Origin of the sequence: Marinobacterium stanieri, from assembly GCF_900155945.1 — a bacterium.
In the GTDB taxonomy this organism is placed as follows: domain Bacteria; phylum Pseudomonadota; class Gammaproteobacteria; order Pseudomonadales; family Balneatricaceae; genus Marinobacterium; species Marinobacterium stanieri.
In genome coordinates this window covers 72,876-92,303 of sequence record NZ_FTMN01000001.1, presented here as the reverse complement: position 1 = coordinate 92,303, position 19,428 = coordinate 72,876, and the positions used below count along the sequence as shown (strand labels likewise).

Here is a 19,428-nt window from a genome sequence, read left to right as displayed (position 1 = left end):
GGCAGCGCCATCTGCTGACTACATTGATCATACAGAGATAAAGTGTCGCCGGAAGTCAGTACGGCATAATTTTCCACTTTAGTTGAAGGGTAGGGATAGCAGCGTAGATTGAACGATAGTTTACTGGCCAATCAGGTTTGAATTGGGCAGTATGCTGCCCTCGAAGCGTCTCTTCACAGGGATTGGGTAAGCGCTTCAATTCAATTTGCATGCCCACTTTCAATGGAAGGAGAGTGGCCGTGATACTTCGCCTTTCCGCTACAGTCTTCTCGACCCAAGCGATGTGCGCATGCTTGATGACAACCTCATAAGTTGCTGACTGAAAGGATTATCAAGCAATGAAACCCGTACACTTAGCAATCGCACTCTCCTGTGCTGCCTTCATTTTCATTTGTCTTTTTATCACCAGAAGCCTGGACGGTGGTCAATCGGACCTGCAGGCAGAGCTCGAATACATCGCTGAGGATACGAGTGAAATTTTACCCAAGATGCTCGACTCGGGAACCCGTTGGGACTCGATCAAGGCGATGGATACAAGTCTGGTGAATAGCTATACCCTGATCGACACCCGCAAGGCCGACATCGATCATGCGATCTTTGTGAGGAGTATGCGAGCTTCCATGATTGAGAAGATGTGTCACAGGGAGGAAATGAAGTTCCTGTCGGATAACGATGTTTCCGTCCTCTACAAGTACTTTGACAGCGAGGGTGAAAACGTGGCGATACTCAGCTTTAAGTCGTCTGATTGCAGCAAGGCTTCATAATCAGAAAGGGGGCTGAAAAGCCCCCTTTGATGTATCACGTTGTGGCGTTCTGTTTTACTTCGCCGGCGGCTCGTCGCGCAGGAATACCCAGGTATCGCCTTTGCTCTCTTCGGCACTGAAGTAATAGCCTTCCAGGTCAAACTTCTTCAGGGCTTCCGGCTCTTCGATGCGGTTCTGAATCATGTAACGGGTCATCAGGCCGCGTGCCTTTTTGGCGTAAAAGCTGATGATCTTGTACTGGCCGTTTTTCAGATCCTTGAATACCGGAGTAATCAAACGGGCGCGCAGTGCCTTGGGTTTGACTGCCTTGAAGTACTCGTTTGATGCCAGATTGACCACCACTTCACTACCGCTTTCGGCCAGTTCGTCGTTGAGGGATTCGGTGATGATGTCGCCCCAGAAGTGGTAGAGATTATCGCCACGGGCATTGGTCAGTTTGGTGCCCATTTCCAGTCGGTAGGGCTCCAGCAGGTCCAGCGGGCGCAGTACGCCATAGAGGCCGGACAGAATGCGCAGGTGATCCTGGGCAAAGCTGAAATCGTCTTCGCTGAAGCTGGCGGCATCAAGGCCGGTGTAAACGTCGCCTTTAAATGCGAGGACCGCCTGGCGTGCATTGTCCTGCGTATGCTTGGGTTGCCAGCTTTCATAGCGGGCCACGTTAAGGCTGGCCAGCTTGTCACTGAGTTTCATCAGATCGGCCACATCCTGCACCGACAGCTTGCGCAGTGTCTCGATCAGCATCTGCGAGTGTTCGGTGAAACGGGGTTGGGTGTGGGTTTCGGTGGCCAGGGGCGAGTCGTAATCCAGGGTTTTGGCTGGAGAGACCAGTGTCAGCATCTGGGCGATGTCCTCAATGGAAATAAACGACAGGGAGCGGGCAAGTGTACCCGCTCCGTTAAAAGACTAAATCAGGTGTGCAGGCTGGCGTTCAGCTCATCCACGACCTCGGCCCAATCGGAGTCGCTGCCGATTGCCTCACACAGGAAAGAAGCTTGTGAGCTGTTCCAGAAGGATGCCTCGTGCAGTGGCAACTCATCGCTGGTCAGCTGGTGAGTGCGGATAAACTTTTCAATGGAATCCGTGTCGCTTGCCAGGCCCAGTTGTTCGAACAGGGCTGAAAAGGTATGTGTCGATGTATCCATGCGTGCCTCCGATTCATTCAGTCGGCTGATTTGACTGCTTCTATTATGGCTGAGTCATGGCGTTTGTCAAAAGTTGACTAAATTAGTGGGTCTTTAATCTCAGGTGCCAAAGTTGACGTATTACCAGGCTTATCATGGCGCCGGCCAGTACCAGCAGCGAGTTGGCCAGAGGCGGCGCTTTCAGGCTCAACACCGTGATGGTGCCGGCGGCAAACAGCAGTCCACCGAGCAGACAGAGGCCTGCCATTACCAAAAGGTAGGCAATAGTGGCCGGGCTGAGTGGGCGGGTTACATAAAGCAGAAAGGCCGCGGGCAGTGCAAATCCGCCCAGAGTGATAAACGAGGGTAGCAAGTCATCCATAAACCAGAATATCTCCGTATCAGTTGGCCATTACACGGGGCGTATGACCAGCAACTTGTGTATCATAGCCCTTTGCGAAGTGCAGGGTCATCCCAGACCCGGGCAGGATGAATCGACTGACGAGTAAATGATGACTAAGAAAACCGTTCTGACCGGTATTACAACCACCGGTACCCCCCATATCGGCAACTATCTCGGCGCCATTAAACCAGCCATCGACGCGAGCGAGAATCCCGCGTTTAACAGCTACTTCTTTCTGGCCGACTTCCACGCACTGATCAAGTGCCAGGAGCCGGAACGTGTAGCCCGTTCCACCCGCGAGATTGCTGCAACCTGGCTGGCGTTGGGGCTGGATACGGACAAGGCGACTTTCTACCGTCAAACAGACATTCCTGAAATCACCGAGCTGACCTGGATTCTGACCTGTCAGACCTCCAAGGGCCTGATGAACCGTGCCCACGCCTATAAGGCGGCCGTGGATGCCAACCGCGATGCGGGCAAGGAAGATCTGGACGATGGCATCACCATGGGTCTGTTCAACTACCCCATCCTGATGGCTGCGGACATCCTGATGTTCAACGCCGACATCATCCCTGTGGGCAAGGATCAGATCCAGCACATTGAGATGGCGCGTGATATCGCCGGCCGTTTCAACCACAACTTCGAGTCACTGTTCACGCTGCCGGAAGCCCAGGTGGATGAAGAAACCCAGCTGATTCCGGGTCTGGATGGTCGCAAGATGTCCAAAAGCTACAACAACACTATTCCGTTGTTCAGCTCTTCTGATGATCTTCGCAAGCTGATCAACCAGATTGTCACCGATACCCGTGAGCCGGGTGAGCCGAAAGATCCGGACAATACCTTGATGCATCTGTATCGCTGCTTCGCCACCGAAGCGGAAAGCGAAGCCATGCGTCAGCGTTTTGTTGAAGGGATTGGCTGGGGTGATGCCAAGAAAGAACTGTTCGAGTACCTGGACGCCCAGCTGTCTGCGCCGCGTGCCCGTTACAATGAACTGATGAATGATCTGGGCGAAGTGGAAGCGGTACTGCACAAGGGTGCCGAGCGTGCCCGTGAGTACTCCGCGCCTTTCCTGGATAAGGTGCGCCACGCTGTGGGCATCCGTTCCCTGACCGACACCAGCAGCGCGCAGAAGAAAGCTGAGGTGAAGGATAAGGAGAAGTCGGCTGAAGAGATTGCACGTGCAGAAGAAGGTCGCCGTCGTGCCATTCTGATGCAGATCCGTCCGCTGCTGGAGCGCGTGGAACAGGCTGAAGACAAGGCCGAAGCAGCCAAGGCACTGGTTGCAGAAAAAACGGCTGAAGTGGAAACGCTCAAGAAGAAAGCCCGTCAGAAAGCCCAGAATGAACTGGACCTGCTGACTGAAGAGTTGTCCGCTCTGCTGTAAGCCGAGCGGTAAGGGGAGAGAGCAATGCGAGACACTTACCAGTCGGGCCTGATTGCTGAATCCAGCAAGGATGCCCTGTTTTTGACCTTGAACCAGAGCCATGTGGAGGGCGCCCGTGAGTTGGTGCGTGCTTCTCTGGCATCAATGCCTGCGTTGCTGGATGATTTTCGCAACCGTTATCCGGACGCGGACCTTCACCTGACGGTTGGCGTGGGTTCTGGCTACTGGGACCAGTTTAACCCGGAAGAACGTCCAGCCTTGCTGCGTGCCTTCCCGGCGTTGGAGCAGGGCGGGCGCGTGGCGCCTTCTACCCCGGTGGACCTGCTGTTCATCGTGCGAGCGGATCAGCACGATGCCGTGTTTGAACTGGGTGCCGCAATCAGCCGCAGCCTGGACGATGCCGCCGAGCTGGTGGAAGAGATCCATGGCTTCCGTTATCGCGACATGCGTGACCTGACCGGTTTTGTCGATGGTACCGAGAATCCGGAAGGTGATGACCGTCTGGACGTTGCGCTGGTGGGCGATGAAGACCCCGAGTTTGCCGGTGGCAGTTACCTGCACCTGCAGCGCTATGAGCACGACCTGGGTGCCTGGGAGCGTCTCAGCGTCAAGCAGCAGGAAGATGCCTATGGCCGCACCAAGGACGAGAACATCGAGTATCCGGGTGACAAGAAGTCACCGCATGCACATACCAAGCGTACCTCGCTGAAGCGCGAAGACGGCAGCTCCATGGAGATCCTGCGTCACAGCATGCCTTACGGTGACAGTCAGCGCAAAGGCCTGATGTTTGTCAGCACCTGCCGCACACCCGAGCATTTTGAGCTCATGCTCAAGAGCATGGTGGAAGGCGATGAAACCGGTCATGCCGACCGTATCCTCGACTTTACCCGTGCCGTGACGGGCTCGGCTTTCTTTGTTCCTACCAGTCATTGGCTCACCCAGCTGAGCTGAGCCTGCAGCCGGAGCGGTCCTTTCGCTCCGGCTCTACCTTTCTGATTTTGCTTACCTTTTTAACTATGCACCTGCCGTGATCAGGATATGGGTCTATGGTTTAAACAGGAGCATTGGCACCGGGGGTGTCGATGTGGATATGGATTTCCGGTTGTAGAGGAGTGGGGGCTATGACTGAACACGGAAGAGGTACAACCGTCTCGCTGGTGCTGGGCAGTGGTGGTGCACGCGGATTGGCCCATATCGGCGTTATTCGCTGGCTTGAAGAGCATGGCTATCAGATCCGCTCCATTGCCGGTTGCTCCATGGGGGCGTTGATTGGCGGCATCTACGCGGCTGGCAAATTAAGCGAATATGAGCACTGGGTACGTTCGATTACCCGTATGGATATCATGGCGCTGCTGGACCTGACCTGGGACAGAGGTGGCCTGGTACGCGGGGATCGTTTGATCGATACCCTGACCAACCTGGTCGGTAATGTACTCATTGAAGATCTGGAACTGCCCTTTACTGCGGTGGCCACCGACCTGGAGCGGCAGAAAGAGGTCTGGATCAACAGTGGCAACCTGTTTGATGCCATTCGGGCTTCCATAGCCATTCCGCTGCTGTTTACCCCGTTCCGCTACCGTGGACTCACGCTGGTGGATGGCGGCGTGCTGAATCCGGTCCCCATTGCGCCAACCTTTCATGACGATACCGACATTACCGTCGCCGTGAACCTGAATGGTCCAGTGCTCGAAGAGGTCGCCCCCGTGCCTGAACCTGTTGAGGCAGACCCCGAAGCGGCGCCGCTGCATGATCGCGTTGGCCGTTTTATCCAGCGGCTACAGCAAAACAAGACGGAAGCGCGTCCTCGCGACTGGGGTGCCTATGGCGTGGCTATCCAGGCGTTCGATAGCATGCAGAGCAGCATTGCACGTCAGAAGCTTGCGGCCTATCCGCCGGACGAGATTATTGAAGTCTCTCGTAATGCCTGTCAGATGCTTGAATTCAACCGTGCTGCCGAGATGATCAGCCTCGGATACCAGAAGGCAGAGAAGTGTTTGGGCGCGATAAAACGGCCCTAGCAAGCTGTCATTGAAAGACCTTAAAACCGTCATCTGCTTGTTAAATTTGAAAAATAGGCTATGCTTTATGTAATAAAACTACATAATAAGCATCGGGGCAGAGAAAAGATGAAAAGCGTAGACATGAATGCAAGCACTCAGGAACGTACCATTGCGATTCTGGGTGTTGATGGCGAAAACTTTGAAGTCAGCGGTGTATATCAAGGCAGCGCGCGCAAGCCCAGCTCCTACATCCTGACACGCACCAGCGGTGACACCGTCAGCGTGCGTGATTTGAGCAGCTTCCCCAGCCATCAGCAGGTTCGTGACCTGATGAGCTGAGCCAGCTGCTGAGATATCCGGTATCGGATTATCGCTGCAGCCACATACGAAAACAGCCGCTAATGCGGCTGTTTTTGGTTATACCTTGTACAAGTTGTATTGTTACTACAACGTTACTGTACGTTCTCGTTATCCGTGAACATGCCTTCGAACAGGGCAGAGCTGAGGTAACGCTCGCCGGAGTCAGGCAGAATCACTACAACCTGCTTGTCCGCATTCTCCGGCTTGGCAGCTTCACGTAAAGCTGCTGTCAGGGCAGCGCCGCAGGAAATACCGCACAGAATACCTTCCTTCTGCATCAGGTCACGGGCGGTCGCCATGGCATCTTCGTTGCTGACCTGCTCCACATGATCGACCAGATCCAGATCAAGGTTCTTGGGCACGAAACCGGCACCGATACCCTGAATCTTGTGCGGTGAAGGCTTAACCTCATCACCCGCCAGTGTCTGGCTGATTACCGGAGAGTCCAGCGGCTCGACCGCGACACTGCGGATCGCCTTGCCCTGGGTGTTCTTGATGTAGCGGGATACGCCGGTCAGAGTACCGCCGGTGCCCACGCCTGCCACGAAGATATCCACCTGGCCATCGGTGTCACGCCAGATTTCCGGGCCAGTTGTTTGCTCATGGATAGCCGGGTTGGCAGGGTTCTCGAACTGCTGCAGCATCAGGTACTGGTCGGGATTTTCGTCGACCAGCTGCTGTGCCTTTTCAATGGCGCCTTTCATGCCCTTGGCCGGTTCGGTCAGCTCGATTTCAGCGCCCAGCGCCTTCATCAGCTTGCGACGCTCAAGTGACATGGAGGAGGGCATGGTGAGTACAAGCTTGTAGCCCTTGGCGGCAGCAACAAAGGCAAGCGCGATACCGGTGTTGCCACTGGTCGGCTCAATCAGGGTCATGCCGGGCTTGAGGCGGCCTTCCTGCTCGGCGGCCCAGATCATGTTGGCGCCGATACGGCACTTGACGGAGCCGGCCGGGTTACGCGACTCAATCTTGGCCAGCAGGTTGCCCTGCGGCCACAGGTGCTTGAGGCGTACCAGTGGGGTATTCCCGATCGTCAATGCATTGTCTTCGTAGATGTTCATTCGCGAATCAACTCCCTTGCTGCTCGATTAGGTTGGCTGCGCCTGAAAACCATTTATGACTCTTCAGGCGTCTCCGGAAACGGTCTGGTGTCAAAACAGGCTTCTGCCTGTCGGCTGACAACAGGTATAGTTCAGTGTAACGGTCTATGTGGCTGAATGTCAGATATTTTTATCATATCGTTATAAAAATAATTGCTTTAAGTGCACAAGGATATAAGGATGCGTGTGTTAAGACGCTCGATGGCGCCTTTGGTTCACTGGATGGCAGCACGTCTGTTTCATCTGCCGGTGCTCAAGGGGTCCAAACGACGACACCGAATTGCCATGAAGCTTTACCGTATCGCTGCTGAAAGTGGCAGCCGGGCAGCGCTGTCGACCTATGGGCACCTGCTGCATTTTCGGGGCGAGGATGTGGCCAGCCGGGTGCAGGGTGGAATTTATCTGGAGCGTGCTGCTGATATGGGCGATGCCAAGGCGCAGTATCAAATGGGGCGTATCTACGAGCAGGGGTTTGAGCATTATTTTCGGCCCGACCCGGCCAAGGCTCTGGCCTATTACCGCATGGCGGGGGAGCAGCGTCATCCGCTGGCCGTCAGGCGTATGGTCGAGGTTTATGAAGAGGGTGTACTGGGGGCCGCTATCGACCCCGCTCGAGCGGAGTGCTGGCGCAAGCGTCAACATCCACTCGCAGAAAGTGGTGCCTAAATTCTAAGCAGTTTGACGCTGAAACTCAGTTCGCGGGTTTCACCTGCTTTCAGGTTCAGTGTCCATTTCAGGTTACTGGCGTTGGTTTCTGCCGGCTCTACATCTGCCTTGATCAGTTCAAACGGGCGTGGCATCAGGGCGGTCACCACAAAGGGTTTGCTCTCTTCGGAACGGTTGCTCAGCGTGAGGGTGTAGCTCGTCTCATAGCCGTCAAACAGCTTGGTGAAGCTGGTCTGGCGATATTCTGATTCCAGATCAAAAGCTTTACCCAGGGTGATTTCGGCACGGTCGCCTGGTGCGGTGGCGGGCATATGGCTGCCGCCAATGAACTGCTGCTGCCCCTGTTCATCCGGGCGGAACACACGCACCTGGCCGGCCGGCAGAGGTGTGCGCCCTTGAGCGACTGCGGGTGCTTCGAAGCTCAGCTTGATGTCCGGTTTAAGGCCTTCTACCGGCTGTTGCTGGTGCGTCGCGACCTGGATCTGCTGATGATATTCAATCTGCGTGGGCAGCCGTTGCTGGCTGATCAGCGGGATCTGTTTTTGCTGCTGGGCCTGCAGGCTCAGGCTGCGTTCGAGGCTATAAAGGTGGTAGTCCTGCACGCTTGAGGGGCTGGCGCCGCCAGATGAGTCCGCACGTGCCGACATTGCCAGTGCCTTGCTTTCCATGCGGAACGCCTGTTGCGGCTCGTTAACCTCACCGGCCAGCAGTTTGATGCGGGCATCGGGCCAGTCCATATCACTGTCGTTGCTCAACGTGGCCAGGCCCTGCAGGTTCAAGTGCTTGCTGTCGGCTTCCAGGTTCAGCACATAATCCATACTCCAGCTGATGCCGCGGGTAAGGTAGCGCAGCTGTGCCTGGCCTGGCTTATCAGTGCCCTGGGTCTGGAAAGAGAGGCTGGGCTTGAGCTGGAACTGCCCGGGGCTGTCGAGCAGCAGGCGCCACTGGCCGTCGTGAAGGGTGAGGGTTTCGATACTGCCTTCGCCATTCTCCACCATCAACATATTGCCTTGTGCACGCAGCAGTCGAACGCTGCGCGCCTGTTCATCACCGGTCGCCGAGTTAAAGCGCATCAGACGGATCTGTTGTCCGATCTGTTGCTGCAGCAGTCGGTTCAGGTCCAGGGTATTGCTTTCCAGGTTCTGCTCAAGAATGGTACCGGCACCGATGACTTGCAGGGTTTCCGGCAGCATTTGCGAGCTTACACCGTTCAGGGTGATCGGGCTGGCGCTGGGTAAAGCCGGTGTGGTGCGGGTTTCTTCTACCAGTGCCAGGTTACGCTGATACAGCGTCAGGCTGAGGCTTTCACGGCTTTCCTCGGTCAGTTGCAATGGTGCTGCACTGAGTCCGGCCAGGGGCTGGAGGCTGAGGGTCAGTGCCATGGCCTGCAAAAGTCGGTTCGGTGTCATTGGGGGCTCCGGTTTATTGACTGTTCGCTTCATTCAAATCCAGTGCCACTCGGAACCCCCAGCTGTTGCGGGAGGTATTGGCCGGGTGGCGGTAGCGGCTGGCGGGGCGGGTCAGACGCGGAATATCGAACCAGGAACCACCGCGCATCACGCGCTGGTTGCAGCCGGTGATCTGGGCCGCGTTGCCGTCGCTCGGAGCGTTGCTGTAGTCAGGCTGATAGCAGTCCAATACCCACTCATCCACGTTGCCGCTCATATCATGCAACCCCCAGGGGTTCGCTTTTGCGCTGCCGACGGGAGCGGTTTGTTTGCCACCCCACTGGGTGTCACAACCATCACAGACGGCATAGCCATCCAGCATCTCATCGCCCCACCAGTAGACGCTTTGGGTGCCTGCGCGGGCACTGTATTCCCATTCGGCTTCTGTCGGCAGGCGATAGGGCTGTCCGGTCTGTTCGGCCAGCCAGCGTGCGTAGGCTGCGGCATCCTGCCAGCTCACATTAACAACAGGGCGCTGGCCTCGGCCCCAGTCTTCGTCCTCGGGCAAATCACGGCCGGTCGCTTCGGCAAAGCGATCATAATCTTCAAAGGTGACTTCATAGCGTGCCAGTGCAAAGCTGACCGGGATCTGAACATCATGCACCGGGTATTCATTGTCGTCGCCCTGGCCGTGCAGATCGCCCATGCGGAATTGGCCTCCCGGAATCACGACCATCTGCGGGCCGCGACTGCCGTCCATGAGTTCATCCTGAAACAGAGTCAGGTGAGGTGTGGGTTGGCCGGATTCACGTACTTCATCGGCAGGCAAGATGTCTTCATTTTCTACTGGGGCTGCGGCAGCCTTGACGGATTCGGCCTGTGCGGCTTCCAGTGCCTGTTGCAGGCGCTGGCGTTCCTGTTCGGAGGATTCAAACGCGGCTCTGAGCTCACGGTTGTCCTTCATCATGGCAACGGCCTGAGAACCCACGTTATCCAGCTGTCCGCCGAAGAACATCAAGGCCAGCCAGCTGCCGGTCAGTATGCCGAACAGGTAAGCGGCGCCCAGCCCCAGCCAACGCCGGGCTGCAGGCCCCGGTTTCAGAAAGGCCAGGCTCAGCCTTTTACGGGGTTCCGCGTGTTCCGCATCATCGTCCTCGGCTGGAGCGTCTGTGGCTGGAGCAGTGTCTGTATCGCTGGTGTCTGCCGACTCGGGTTCTGGCGTGCTCTCGGCCGCTTCCGGCTCGGGTGTGGGCTGAGACGCATCGCTATCTGTTTCTTCTGTCGGTTTTTTTTCACCCTCTTCGGCTTCAAGCGCCTGTGCATCCAGTTCTGGCTCTTCAGCCTGCTCCGGCTCAGCAAACAGCGCCTTGATCAGGGCCAGAGCGCTCTCGGGGCGTTGTTCTGCTTCAGGTAAAAGTGCCTGGTTAAGTGTCTGCGACTGGGACTTGTCGAGCCCGGAGGGTTGCTTGAACTCGCGCTGGTAACGGGTACTTTCGCCGTCCTTGTCCTGAAACGCCGTTTTGCCGGAGTAGAGCTCCCAGGCCATGACCGCCAGAGCGTAGACATCATTCTGTGGCGCAGGGGTGTGGGCATGAAAGGCTTCAGGCGCCTGGTAGCGGTGGTAGTGCGGCTTTGTCGGCAGGCTGTCTGCCAGTGGCGCAATGACGGGGCGCCAGCCAAAACCAAAGAGTTTGACGCCGCCGCCGGTGTTTAGAAACACGCAGTCCGGTGCCAGCAGGTCATGGGGGGAGGGTGAGCGCTCCAGTGCCTTGGTCAGCTGGGTCAGCAGCCCCTGCTTCTGTTTTGCGGACAGTTTTGCTGCCTGTTTTTTCTGCAACAGATCGGCCAGGGTTTGGCCATTCAGATGCTCCAGCGACAGGAACTCAAGTCCGCGCCAGCTGAAATAGCCATAGGTGCGCAGGATATGAGGGTGTGTCAGAGAGCGGTTCTGCTGGGCCAGGCGGTGGACTTTCTTGGTGACATTGGCCTGTGCGGCCAGAACCGGCCAGAGAAACAGCAGGCTGACCTGGGTACGGGCTGCCGTTGAGATATCCTCGGCTTCCCAGATTTGCCCTGCAAAATGATCACGCTGTTTGCGTGTGAGTTGAAAACGGTGGTGATCAGGTCCTACGACCAGCTCTTCCTTGAGCGCGTTGAACACTTTTTCATGGGTATTTGCCATCGGCTGTAGCCTTCCTTAGAACAACAGCAAGAGTACAACAGGACAGGGGGCCAATGTCAGCCCCCGTGTCCGCCGGGTATCAGGCGCTGGTATCCAGAGGCGGGAAAGATTTAACCAGTTCGTCGACTGCTTTCATCTGCTGCAGATAGGGTTCCAGTTTGTCCAGCGGCAGCGCACAGGGGCCGTCACACTTGGCTTCATTCGGATTCGGGTGAGCCTCAAGGAAGAGACCGGCGATACCCTGAGACAGACCTGCACGTGACAGCTGGGCAACCAGTGCGCGGCGGCCATCGGCAGAGTCGGCACGACCGCCCGGCATCTGCAGTGCATGGGTGGCATCAAACATGACCGGATAGCCAAACTCTTTCATGACGCTGAAGCCCAGCATATCCACTACCAGATTGTTGTAGCCAAAGCTGCTGCCACGCTCACACAGGATGAGGCGGTCGTTACCGGCTTCTTCGCACTTGTGCAGAATGTGCTTCATTTCCTGGGGGGCCAGGAACTGGGCCTTTTTGATGTTGATCACGGCACCGGTTGCGGCCATGGCACTGACCAGATCGGTCTGGCGAGAAAGGAAGGCCGGCAACTGGATGATGTCGCAGACTTCGGCAGCCGGTGCGGCCTGGTAGGGCTCATGCACATCGGTGATCAGAGGGACATTGAAGGTATTCTTGACCTCTTCAAGAATCTTGAGACCTTCATCAAGACCCGGACCACGGAAGGAGGTAAGAGAGGAGCGGTTGGCCTTGTCGAAAGAGGCCTTGAATACGTAGGGGATGTCGAGCTTCTGGGTGACCTCGACATAGTGTTCGGCAATGCGCAGCGCCAGATCCCGCGATTCCAGCACGTTCATGCCGCCGAAAAGCACCATGGGCTTTTCGTTGCTGATCTCGATGGCTCCTGCGGTAACAACCTTCTGTTGCATAGATTCCTCTCATTACTGGCGCGTAAAAGAGGGATTATAAGCCATCCGATGGAAAATGTGCCGCCTCTGACTCGATCCATTCCAGTGCCAGCTTTTCGGCGTCATCGTCAGGGGCGTCTTCCTGCGATATACAGATCTGGCAAAGTTGCTCCAGCATGCGGGCCCTGAACAGCTGTTCCTGGTCAGGGAATGCCAGCTTAAGGCGATACTGGCTTTCTTGGCCAGGTACAGGCAGGCATTCAACAACCAGGGCATTAATGCCCAGATCAGGATCGACGCCGGGTGCGGTAATCCTGAGCCACTTGCCGGGCGTGTAAAGACGAAAACTCAGGAGCGACAGTCCCAGGGGCAGCGAGGCGTCACTCCATTGCGGAGCGGGTACGATCGGGAGCAGTTCAAGTTTGATCCGGTCGGGGTGTTGCAGATAATGCTCTGGGCATCTCATTATATCGACCTCGAACAACGCACGTATAAGATGAATATAGGATGAATGTCGGCGTCCTGTAGTGCAGCTTGAGCACTTTTTGCTCAGTTTGCCAGCAAAACCTCCAAAAACAGCCAGAAAGTAGTAAGGCTGCCCGCAAAACATCCCAATGATATCCAGCGATAACGTTTTATCAGTTGTTCTTCATCCAGTGTTGATAAGAGGTACGGGTGTTTGCCGTCTTCTGGATCGTTCAACACATTCATGTCGGGCAGGGCATGCAATTCGGCCTGTTGCTCACGCGCCTCCCGCCGTGCCGCTTTTTGCGCTTCTTTCCATTCATCCATGCTGATGTTGCCGTCACCATCAGCATCAAAGCGTGCCTTAAGGCCTTCGGGGTCCTGCTTCCAGCTGCGCAGCAGATCCCTTGCCGTGCTGGCCTGGTCAAGCTGATCGCGGCCACCGCCCACCGTGTTGAAGCGACCCAGTGCATAAATGGGCTCATGTTCAAAGATGAGGCGTTCGGTATAGCGGTAGCGTTCGCCTCCCAGTACTGAGGTCATCACCGAGGCGATGCCTTCAGAACCAAGGCCGGATGCGAGGCCGGGAAAGGAGCCGCTGGCTTGCCAGGTATGTTTGTGGTTGGTGCTGACTTCCGCGCCTTCGGGATCGATCAGGCAGGTTCCGGTGCCGTCATTGATTTGAAACCAGTGCTCTGAGCAGCCACTACGAATAGTGCGCCAGCGCTTTTTATCGTTCACATCGTCCAGCTCTTCCACCTTGTACTGGTACCAGACACAGGGCCGGCCGGAGAGCGGGGCGCTGAGCATTCCGTCTTCACCGGCAATGACATGGCCGATGATTTCCACATAGCCCTGGGGCGCCGAGCGGATACGTGCCGTAGGCGTATCTGCAATGATGCGATAGCGCTGCATGCGGCTGAAGACAAACCAGAGTGCGCCCAGGCAAAGCACACCCAGAATGCACAGGAAAATGGTTTTTTCCAGTGGTTCGAACGGGCCAATATCCAGAAACATGGCTTAACCAAACAGGTTCTTCATGTTCACGTCGGCCTTTTCGGCCTCGTCGAACTCCAGCAGCTCAGCGGCTTTGAAGCCGAACTTGCGGGCGACGATCACATCCGGGAACTGTTCAATGCGTACATTCAGGTGGTTGACCGAGTCGTTGTAGTATTCGCGACGGTCGGCGATGCCTGACTCAAGTCCTGTAATACGGCTGTGCAGGTGCATGAAGCTGTCGCTGGCACGCAGCTCAGGGTAGTCCTCGGCGACGGCAAAGAGATTGCCCAGCCCGAGTCGCAGCTGGGTTTCGGCCTGCCCAAGCGCACCGACATCCTCGCGTTCACGGGCGCTGGCAACTGCAGAGCGTGCTTCCATGACGGCGGTGAGAGTTTTCTGCTCATAACCCATATGCTGCTTACAGGTTTCAACCAGCTTTGGCAGCTCGTCATGGCGCTGTTTCAGCAACACATCGATATTGGCCCAGGCCTTGGATACGGCGTGTTTCAGTCGAACCAGATGGTTGTAGATGGAGATGAAGTAGAAAGCGGCGACGCCAATAATGGCGAGAAAAATGATCAGCGAAGTATCCATTTGCAGTCCTGCCTGAGTAATCCTTGGATCACTATAAACCAGGCAGAACTTGGGGGAAAGGCGTGGCGCGGCTGCGTTAGATGCCGCCGCCTTCCATCAGTTCGACGACGATGGTTTTGACCAGAAATGCCGCCAGACCAAGGCCCAGAGCGAAGAACAGAATAATGGTGCCAAAGCGCCCTGCATTGGACTTCTTGGCCAGATCGTAAATGATGAAGAAGATCGCACCGGCAAAAACAACCAGTCCGACATTGAGCATGATGGCTTCGATTTCCTCAAGACGCATTGCGAACCTCCCGAAAATTTGGGCAAAAATTATACCGGATAGCGGCGCCAGACATAAGCGCTAACTTTGCAGACGATTGTTGCATCCCGATGCGAGGCAGATGGAACCTCAGGGCTCCTCAGGGCCAAACACCTGCTCCTGCCACTCCGGGCCCAGCTCCGTTTCGATGTAATCGCGGATGAACTTGCGCACCATCTGTGATGGCGTCACATCCTGCTCATTACAGAGGCGTTCAAATACGGCTTTTTTTTGCGGGTCGATCAGAAGGGTAAGGCGGGCAGTACGTTTTTCCATGAAGCAATCCAGACAGCTTAACTTGAAGGTATGTTAATCATATTAACATTGAATAGTATTTGAGCAAAATGTAATGTAACTGAATCAATTTCATGTTCGAGGTCTCGCGGATGTCACGCCATACACGCCTTCATGCCCTGTCGTTGTCCAGTGCCCTGCGTGAGGTGTGGCGTGAGGGTTATGACAGCGGCAAGTTGTGGCGTGATGTGATGGCCGGCCTGAGTGTTGGCGTCATTGCCATACCGCTGTCCATGGCCCTGGCGATTGCCAGCGGCGTAAGGCCTGAGTACGGACTCTACACCGCCATCATCGCCGGCTTTTTGATCGCACTGACCGGCGGTTCGCGTTATAGCGTGTCGGGCCCTACTGCCGCCTTTGTGGTGATTCTCTACCCTGTGGCCCAGCAATATGGCCTGTCTGGATTGTTGGTGGCGACGCTGATGTCGTCGCTGATTCTGCTGGTGCTGGCCTTTGCCCGGTTGGGACGGCTGATCGAGTATATTCCCGAGCCGGTCACACTGGGGTTTACCTCGGGTATTGCCATCGTTATCGCAACGCTGCAGGTTCCGGATCTGTTCGGGCTGTCGCTGACCCTGCCTGAAGCCTGGTTACCACGCGTATGGGCATTACTACAGGCCTTGCCGAGTATGGATATAGCGGCATTTGCCGTGGCGGCCGTGACCTTTGCCGTGCTGGTATTCTGGCCGCGCCTGAGGCTGCCCGTTCCTGGCCACCTGCCGGCACTGCTGGCGGGCGTGGCCCTGATGCTGGTGCTGCAACCCTTCGGTATGGAGGTGGATACCATCGGCAGCCGTTTCTCCTACCTGCTGCCGGATGGCACTGAGGGGCAGGGTATTCCGCCTTTTTTCCCCGAATTGACCTGGCCCTGGCAGCAGCCGGGGCCTGAGGGTGTGCCTCTGGACTGGTCCTGGTCGTTGGTGAGGGAGCTGCTGCCGGCGGCATTTTCCATCGCCATGCTGGGCGCGATTGAGTCCCTGTTGTGCGCGGTGGTGCTGGATGGCATGACCGGGAAGCGACATCATGCCAACGGCGAGCTGCTGGGGCAGGGTGTAGGTAACCTGGTGGCGCCGTTTTTTGGCGGGTTTACCGCAACAGCGGCATTGGCGCGCTCGGCAGCCAACTACCGGGCAGGGGCTTGCTCACCTCTGGCCAGTGCAGTGCATGCGCTGGTGGTGCTGGCCGGGTTGCTGGTGTTGGCGCCCATGCTGGCCTGGCTGCCCATGCCCAGTATGGCCGCACTGCTGCTGATGGTGGCCTGGAATATGAGTGAAGCCCCGAAAGTGGTTCATCTGTTGAAGCGGGCGCCGCGCGGGGATGTGCTGGTGTTGCTGACCTGCCTGTTGCTGACGGTGCTCTTCGATATGGTGATTGCCATTTTTGCCGGCATCTTGCTGGCGTCTCTTCTGTTCATGCGGGATTTGGCCGGGATGACGCGCTTCACGGATATCAGTGAGCAGCGCAAGCATGTGCCCCAGACGCTACCGGCAGGCTGGCAGGTGTTCAAGGTGAGCGGGCCGCTGTTTTTTGCTGCGGCCGAGCGGGTACTGGAAGAGCTGACCGATGCCTGTTCCGAGGCCCGTGGTGTGGTGCTCTATATGGATGCTGTGCCCTTGCTGGATGCCGGCGGGCTTAATGCGCTGGAGCAGTTTGTGGTCCAGTGTCAGGCGCGCGGGACCCGCGTTATCGTCGCCGATCTTCAGTTCCAGCCCTTGAGAGCCCTGAGCCGTGCAGGGGTGCAACCGAAAGAGGGTGTGTTGAGCTTCAGTCCGACACTGGCGGCAGCGCTGGAGTCTCTGACTCCTGCTCCAACCAGTCACTGAGGGCTTCTGCCGGCAATGGACGGCAGAACAGGAAGCCCTGCATCAGTTCACACTGCTGGTCGAGCAGCATTTGGCACTGCTGTTCCGTTTCCACACCTTCGGCGACCAGACGCAGATCCAGGCTGGCCGCCATTGAGATGATCGCCTTGACCAGTGACTGGGCGTAGCGGTCCGAATCCAGGTCGTTAATGAACTCTCGGTCGATCTTGAGTGTATCCACCGGGAAGCGCTTGAGATAACTCAGAGACGAATAGCCGGTACCGAAGTCATCAATGGCCAGGCTGACGCCCAACGTCTTGAAGCCCTGCAGCCAACGCAAGGTTTCTTCGCTGTCCTGCAGCAGCAGTCCTTCGGTTATTTCCAGCATCAGGTCGCCGGGCGTCAGCTCGTGCTGCTGTAGTACCTGCTCGACCTGCCTGGCATCCAGGCTCAGCTCACGCTGACGTTCGGAGATATTGACGGACAGATACAGAGCGTGGCCCTGATTGCGCCATTCAGCCAATTGAGCACAGGCGGTTTGCAGCACCCAGCGTCCGATTTCACCGATGAGGCCGGTTTCCTCGGCCAGCGGAATGAACTGGTCCGGCGGAATCAGACCACGTTCGGGGTGACGCCAGCGCAACAGGGCTTCAACGCCCTGAACACGACGGCTGTGTCCGGCGATGATCGGCTGATAGTGTACTTCCAGCTGATCGCGGCTGAGGGCATGACGCAGGTCCTGCTCAAGGGTCATGCGCTGGTTGGCATGCTCCTGCATGGTCGCCGTAAAGAAGTGGGCCTGGTTGCGACCGGACTGTTTTGCCTTGTACATGGCCAGGTCGGCATTGCGGATCAACTCTTCAGCCGTGTCGGCATCGCCGGGGTGCATGGCAATACCGATACTGGCACCAATGATGATCTCGCGGCCGGACAGGTTGAACGGCGTACTGATCTGGTCAATCAGCTTCTGCGCTACATGGGAAGCATCGCCTTCGGACTTGATGTTGTGCAGCAGCACCACGAACTCGTCACCGCCAAAGCGGGCCACGGTATCAGTATCCCTTACACAGTCGTTAAGACGTGCAGACACCTGCTTGAGCAGGTCGTCACCGTACTCATGACCAAGGGAATCATTGACGTACTTGAATCGGTCCAGGTCGATAAACAACAGCGCGATGACCTGCTCATCACGGTCTGCAGTCAGAATGGCCAGGTTAAGGCGGTCTGACATCAGTGTGCGGTTGGGCAGCTCAGTGAGTTCGTCGTAGTACGCCTGTCGCACGATCTGGGCTTCGTCGTTCTTGCGCTTGGTAATATCGGAGAAAACAGCAACGTATTCGTGAATTTCGCCGTCACTGTCGCGCACCACGGATACCGATAGCCATTCAGGGAAGATGCTGCCGTTCTTGCGGCGGTTCCAGATCTCGCCGCTCCAGGAACCCTGACGAATGATCTCCTGCCACATGTCGTCGTAGAAATGGGCGTCGTGACGGCCGGAGCTGAGGATGCTGGGGTTTTGTCCCTTCACATCGTCCAGTTCATAGCCGGTGATGCGGGTAAAGGCCGGGTTGATGGTTTTAATCAGGCCATTTCCATCCGCCACCATGATCGCTTCGTTACTGGTGTTGAACACCGCCTCGATCATCTTCAGCTGTTCTTCGGTTTCCTTCTGCTGAGTGATGTCTTCCTTCACGGCGATATAGCTGTGGCAAAAGCCCTGGTCATCCCGGACAGCGGAAATGGAAGCGGACTCCCAGAACAGGGAGCCATCCTTGCGCCGGTTCAGCAGCTGGCCATGCCACTCTTCACCCCGTTCCAGAGTAGCCCAGAGTTCGCGGTAGACCTGATCGGGCATCTCGCCGGAACGCAGCAGGTCGGCCTTCTGGCCCAGAGCCTCATCACGGCTGTAACCGGATACCTGGCAGAACTTGGGGTTTACATACTCGATGTTGCCGCGGATATCCGTGATCATCACCGATGCCGGGCTCTGTTCCATAGCCCGTCCCAGACTGCGCAGCTTCTGTTCGATTCGCTGGGTGTGGGTGATATCGGTGCGCACGCAGGCCATGCCACCTTCGCGGGTCTGGCTGTTGTTGGCCAGGATTGCGTGGCCGCTGTCCAGGTGCTCAATGCAGGTTTCGGAGCCGGGGCGGCTGCTATCGACCGGTTCACGTTTGAGGATGTGGGGCGCCAGCTGTTCCTGAAAGGCATCCCAGCGCTCAACTTCAAGGTTATCCATCCACGGATACACTTCGCGCCAGCGGCTGTTACATAGCAGCATGCGGCCACCCGGCGCAAAGAGCGCGAAGGCTTCAGGCAAGCTTTCGACGGCGTCATGCATGCGCTCGCGAGCGGATTCGGACTGTTGGCGCAATAAGATGAAGCGTCTGAGCAGGTCGCCCATCAGCAGTACAAACAGCAGTAGAACAAAAATGATGGTCACGCCGACAGCGCGGGACTCGATAACAGATGCGTTGCTGTTATCTGAAGTTCCGAGCAAGTTGGTAAAGGACACCAGCAAAATCACCAGGTTACAACCGGTGAGCACCAGCATCAGTTTGAGCGCACGTGCTGAAAGGCGTTTCATTCAGGCCTGCATGTAAGGGCTATGACCAAATTCGTTGGGTGAAGTGTATCGATTGGACGACCGATATCCAGATTTTACCCTGTATCGAGCTGTTTTTTTTAATTT

20 protein-coding genes are annotated in these 19,428 nt (G+C 56.6%); 7 read left to right on the top strand and 13 right to left on the bottom strand.

The window, feature by feature from the left end:
• Positions 1–338: 338 nt before the first annotated feature.
• Positions 339–764: a hypothetical protein gene (locus BW956_RS00420; RefSeq protein WP_076459981.1), complete on the top strand. Its 426-nt coding sequence runs from the start codon at positions 339–341 to the stop codon at positions 762–764.
• A 54-nt stretch (positions 765–818) separates the two neighbouring features.
• Here the strand turns inward: BW956_RS00420 and yaaA are convergent, their stop codons facing one another.
• From yaaA to BW956_RS00405, 3 genes are all read right to left on the bottom strand, one after another.
• A complete protein-coding gene (yaaA, locus tag BW956_RS00415) occupies positions 819–1,601 on the bottom strand; it encodes a peroxide stress protein YaaA (protein WP_010322213.1) in 783 nt (260 codons plus the stop codon).
• A 71-nt stretch (positions 1,602–1,672) separates the two neighbouring features.
• Entirely contained in the window at positions 1,673–1,906 is a 234-nt protein-coding gene (locus BW956_RS00410; RefSeq protein ID WP_076459979.1) for a DUF2789 domain-containing protein, read from the bottom strand.
• 82 nt (positions 1,907–1,988) lie between these two features.
• Positions 1,989–2,267: a hypothetical protein gene (locus tag BW956_RS00405; protein ID WP_010322215.1), complete on the bottom strand. Its 279-nt coding sequence runs from the start codon at positions 2,265–2,267 to the stop codon at positions 1,989–1,991.
• A gap of 130 nt (positions 2,268–2,397) precedes the next feature.
• Between BW956_RS00405 and BW956_RS00400 the strand changes: the two genes are divergently transcribed.
• The 4 genes from BW956_RS00400 to BW956_RS00385 all read left to right on the top strand — a co-directional run bounded on the left by BW956_RS00400 (position 2,398) and on the right by BW956_RS00385 (position 6,014).
• Positions 2,398–3,675: a tryptophan--tRNA ligase gene (locus BW956_RS00400; RefSeq protein ID WP_040886082.1), complete on the top strand. Its 1,278-nt coding sequence runs from the start codon at positions 2,398–2,400 to the stop codon at positions 3,673–3,675.
• Positions 3,676–3,699: 24 nt separating this feature from the next.
• A complete protein-coding gene (locus BW956_RS00395; RefSeq protein ID WP_076459977.1) occupies positions 3,700–4,626 on the top strand; it encodes a Dyp-type peroxidase in 927 nt (308 codons plus the stop codon).
• A gap of 170 nt (positions 4,627–4,796) precedes the next feature.
• Complete coding sequence (locus BW956_RS00390; protein WP_076459975.1) at positions 4,797–5,693, top strand: patatin-like phospholipase family protein; 897 nt, start codon at positions 4,797–4,799, stop codon at positions 5,691–5,693.
• A 108-nt stretch (positions 5,694–5,801) separates the two neighbouring features.
• The gene (locus tag BW956_RS00385; RefSeq protein ID WP_237708622.1) at positions 5,802–6,014 is read left to right on the top strand and encodes a hypothetical protein; all 213 of its coding nucleotides are present in this window, start codon (positions 5,802–5,804) and stop codon (positions 6,012–6,014) included.
• A 113-nt stretch (positions 6,015–6,127) separates the two neighbouring features.
• Here the strand turns inward: BW956_RS00385 and cysK are convergent, their stop codons facing one another.
• Positions 6,128–7,096: a cysteine synthase A gene (cysK, locus tag BW956_RS00380; RefSeq protein WP_076459973.1), complete on the bottom strand. Its 969-nt coding sequence runs from the start codon at positions 7,094–7,096 to the stop codon at positions 6,128–6,130.
• 219 nt (positions 7,097–7,315) lie between these two features.
• Here cysK and BW956_RS00375 point away from each other — a divergent pair, with 219 nt between their 5' ends.
• Complete coding sequence (locus tag BW956_RS00375) at positions 7,316–7,801, top strand: tetratricopeptide repeat protein (RefSeq protein ID WP_076459971.1); 486 nt, start codon at positions 7,316–7,318, stop codon at positions 7,799–7,801.
• On the opposite strand, the gene BW956_RS00370 is transcribed toward BW956_RS00375, so the two are convergent.
• The 8 genes from BW956_RS00370 to BW956_RS00335 all read right to left on the bottom strand — a co-directional run bounded on the left by BW956_RS00370 (position 7,798) and on the right by BW956_RS00335 (position 14,916).
• A complete protein-coding gene (locus BW956_RS00370; RefSeq protein ID WP_076459970.1) occupies positions 7,798–9,210 on the bottom strand; it encodes a DUF4139 domain-containing protein in 1,413 nt (470 codons plus the stop codon). The two genes, BW956_RS00375 and BW956_RS00370, sit on opposite strands and share 4 nt — an antisense overlap.
• A gap of 13 nt (positions 9,211–9,223) precedes the next feature.
• Positions 9,224–11,371 (bottom strand): SUMF1/EgtB/PvdO family nonheme iron enzyme, encoded by a 2,148-nt coding sequence (locus BW956_RS00365; RefSeq protein WP_076459968.1) that lies wholly within the window; start codon positions 11,369–11,371, stop codon positions 9,224–9,226.
• Positions 11,372–11,450: 79 nt separating this feature from the next.
• Positions 11,451–12,299: a 3-deoxy-8-phosphooctulonate synthase gene (kdsA, locus tag BW956_RS00360; RefSeq protein WP_010322224.1), complete on the bottom strand. Its 849-nt coding sequence runs from the start codon at positions 12,297–12,299 to the stop codon at positions 11,451–11,453.
• Positions 12,300–12,333: 34 nt separating this feature from the next.
• Positions 12,334–12,744, bottom strand: a complete 411-nt coding sequence (locus tag BW956_RS22150) for a hypothetical protein (RefSeq protein WP_010322225.1) — start codon at positions 12,742–12,744, stop codon at positions 12,334–12,336.
• Positions 12,745–12,827: 83 nt separating this feature from the next.
• The gene (locus BW956_RS00350; RefSeq protein ID WP_083702873.1) at positions 12,828–13,760 is read right to left on the bottom strand and encodes a GIDE domain-containing protein; all 933 of its coding nucleotides are present in this window, start codon (positions 13,758–13,760) and stop codon (positions 12,828–12,830) included.
• Positions 13,761–13,763: 3 nt separating this feature from the next.
• Positions 13,764–14,336, bottom strand: coding sequence for a LemA family protein (locus BW956_RS00345; RefSeq protein ID WP_010322227.1), 573 nt, complete (start codon positions 14,334–14,336; stop codon positions 13,764–13,766).
• 76 nt (positions 14,337–14,412) lie between these two features.
• Complete coding sequence (locus BW956_RS00340; protein ID WP_010322228.1) at positions 14,413–14,622, bottom strand: DUF2788 domain-containing protein; 210 nt, start codon at positions 14,620–14,622, stop codon at positions 14,413–14,415.
• 108 nt (positions 14,623–14,730) lie between these two features.
• Complete coding sequence (locus tag BW956_RS00335) at positions 14,731–14,916, bottom strand: hypothetical protein (RefSeq protein WP_010322229.1); 186 nt, start codon at positions 14,914–14,916, stop codon at positions 14,731–14,733.
• Between the two features lie 110 nt (positions 14,917–15,026).
• On the opposite strand from BW956_RS00335, the gene dauA reads away from it, so the two are divergent.
• The gene (gene dauA / locus BW956_RS00330) at positions 15,027–16,757 is read left to right on the top strand and encodes a C4-dicarboxylic acid transporter DauA (RefSeq protein ID WP_076461238.1); all 1,731 of its coding nucleotides are present in this window, start codon (positions 15,027–15,029) and stop codon (positions 16,755–16,757) included.
• Here dauA and BW956_RS00325 read toward each other — a convergent pair.
• Positions 16,699–19,323 (bottom strand): EAL domain-containing protein, encoded by a 2,625-nt coding sequence (locus tag BW956_RS00325; protein WP_076459964.1) that lies wholly within the window; start codon positions 19,321–19,323, stop codon positions 16,699–16,701. The genes dauA and BW956_RS00325 overlap by 59 nt on opposite strands.
• Positions 19,324–19,428 lie beyond the last annotated feature (105 nt).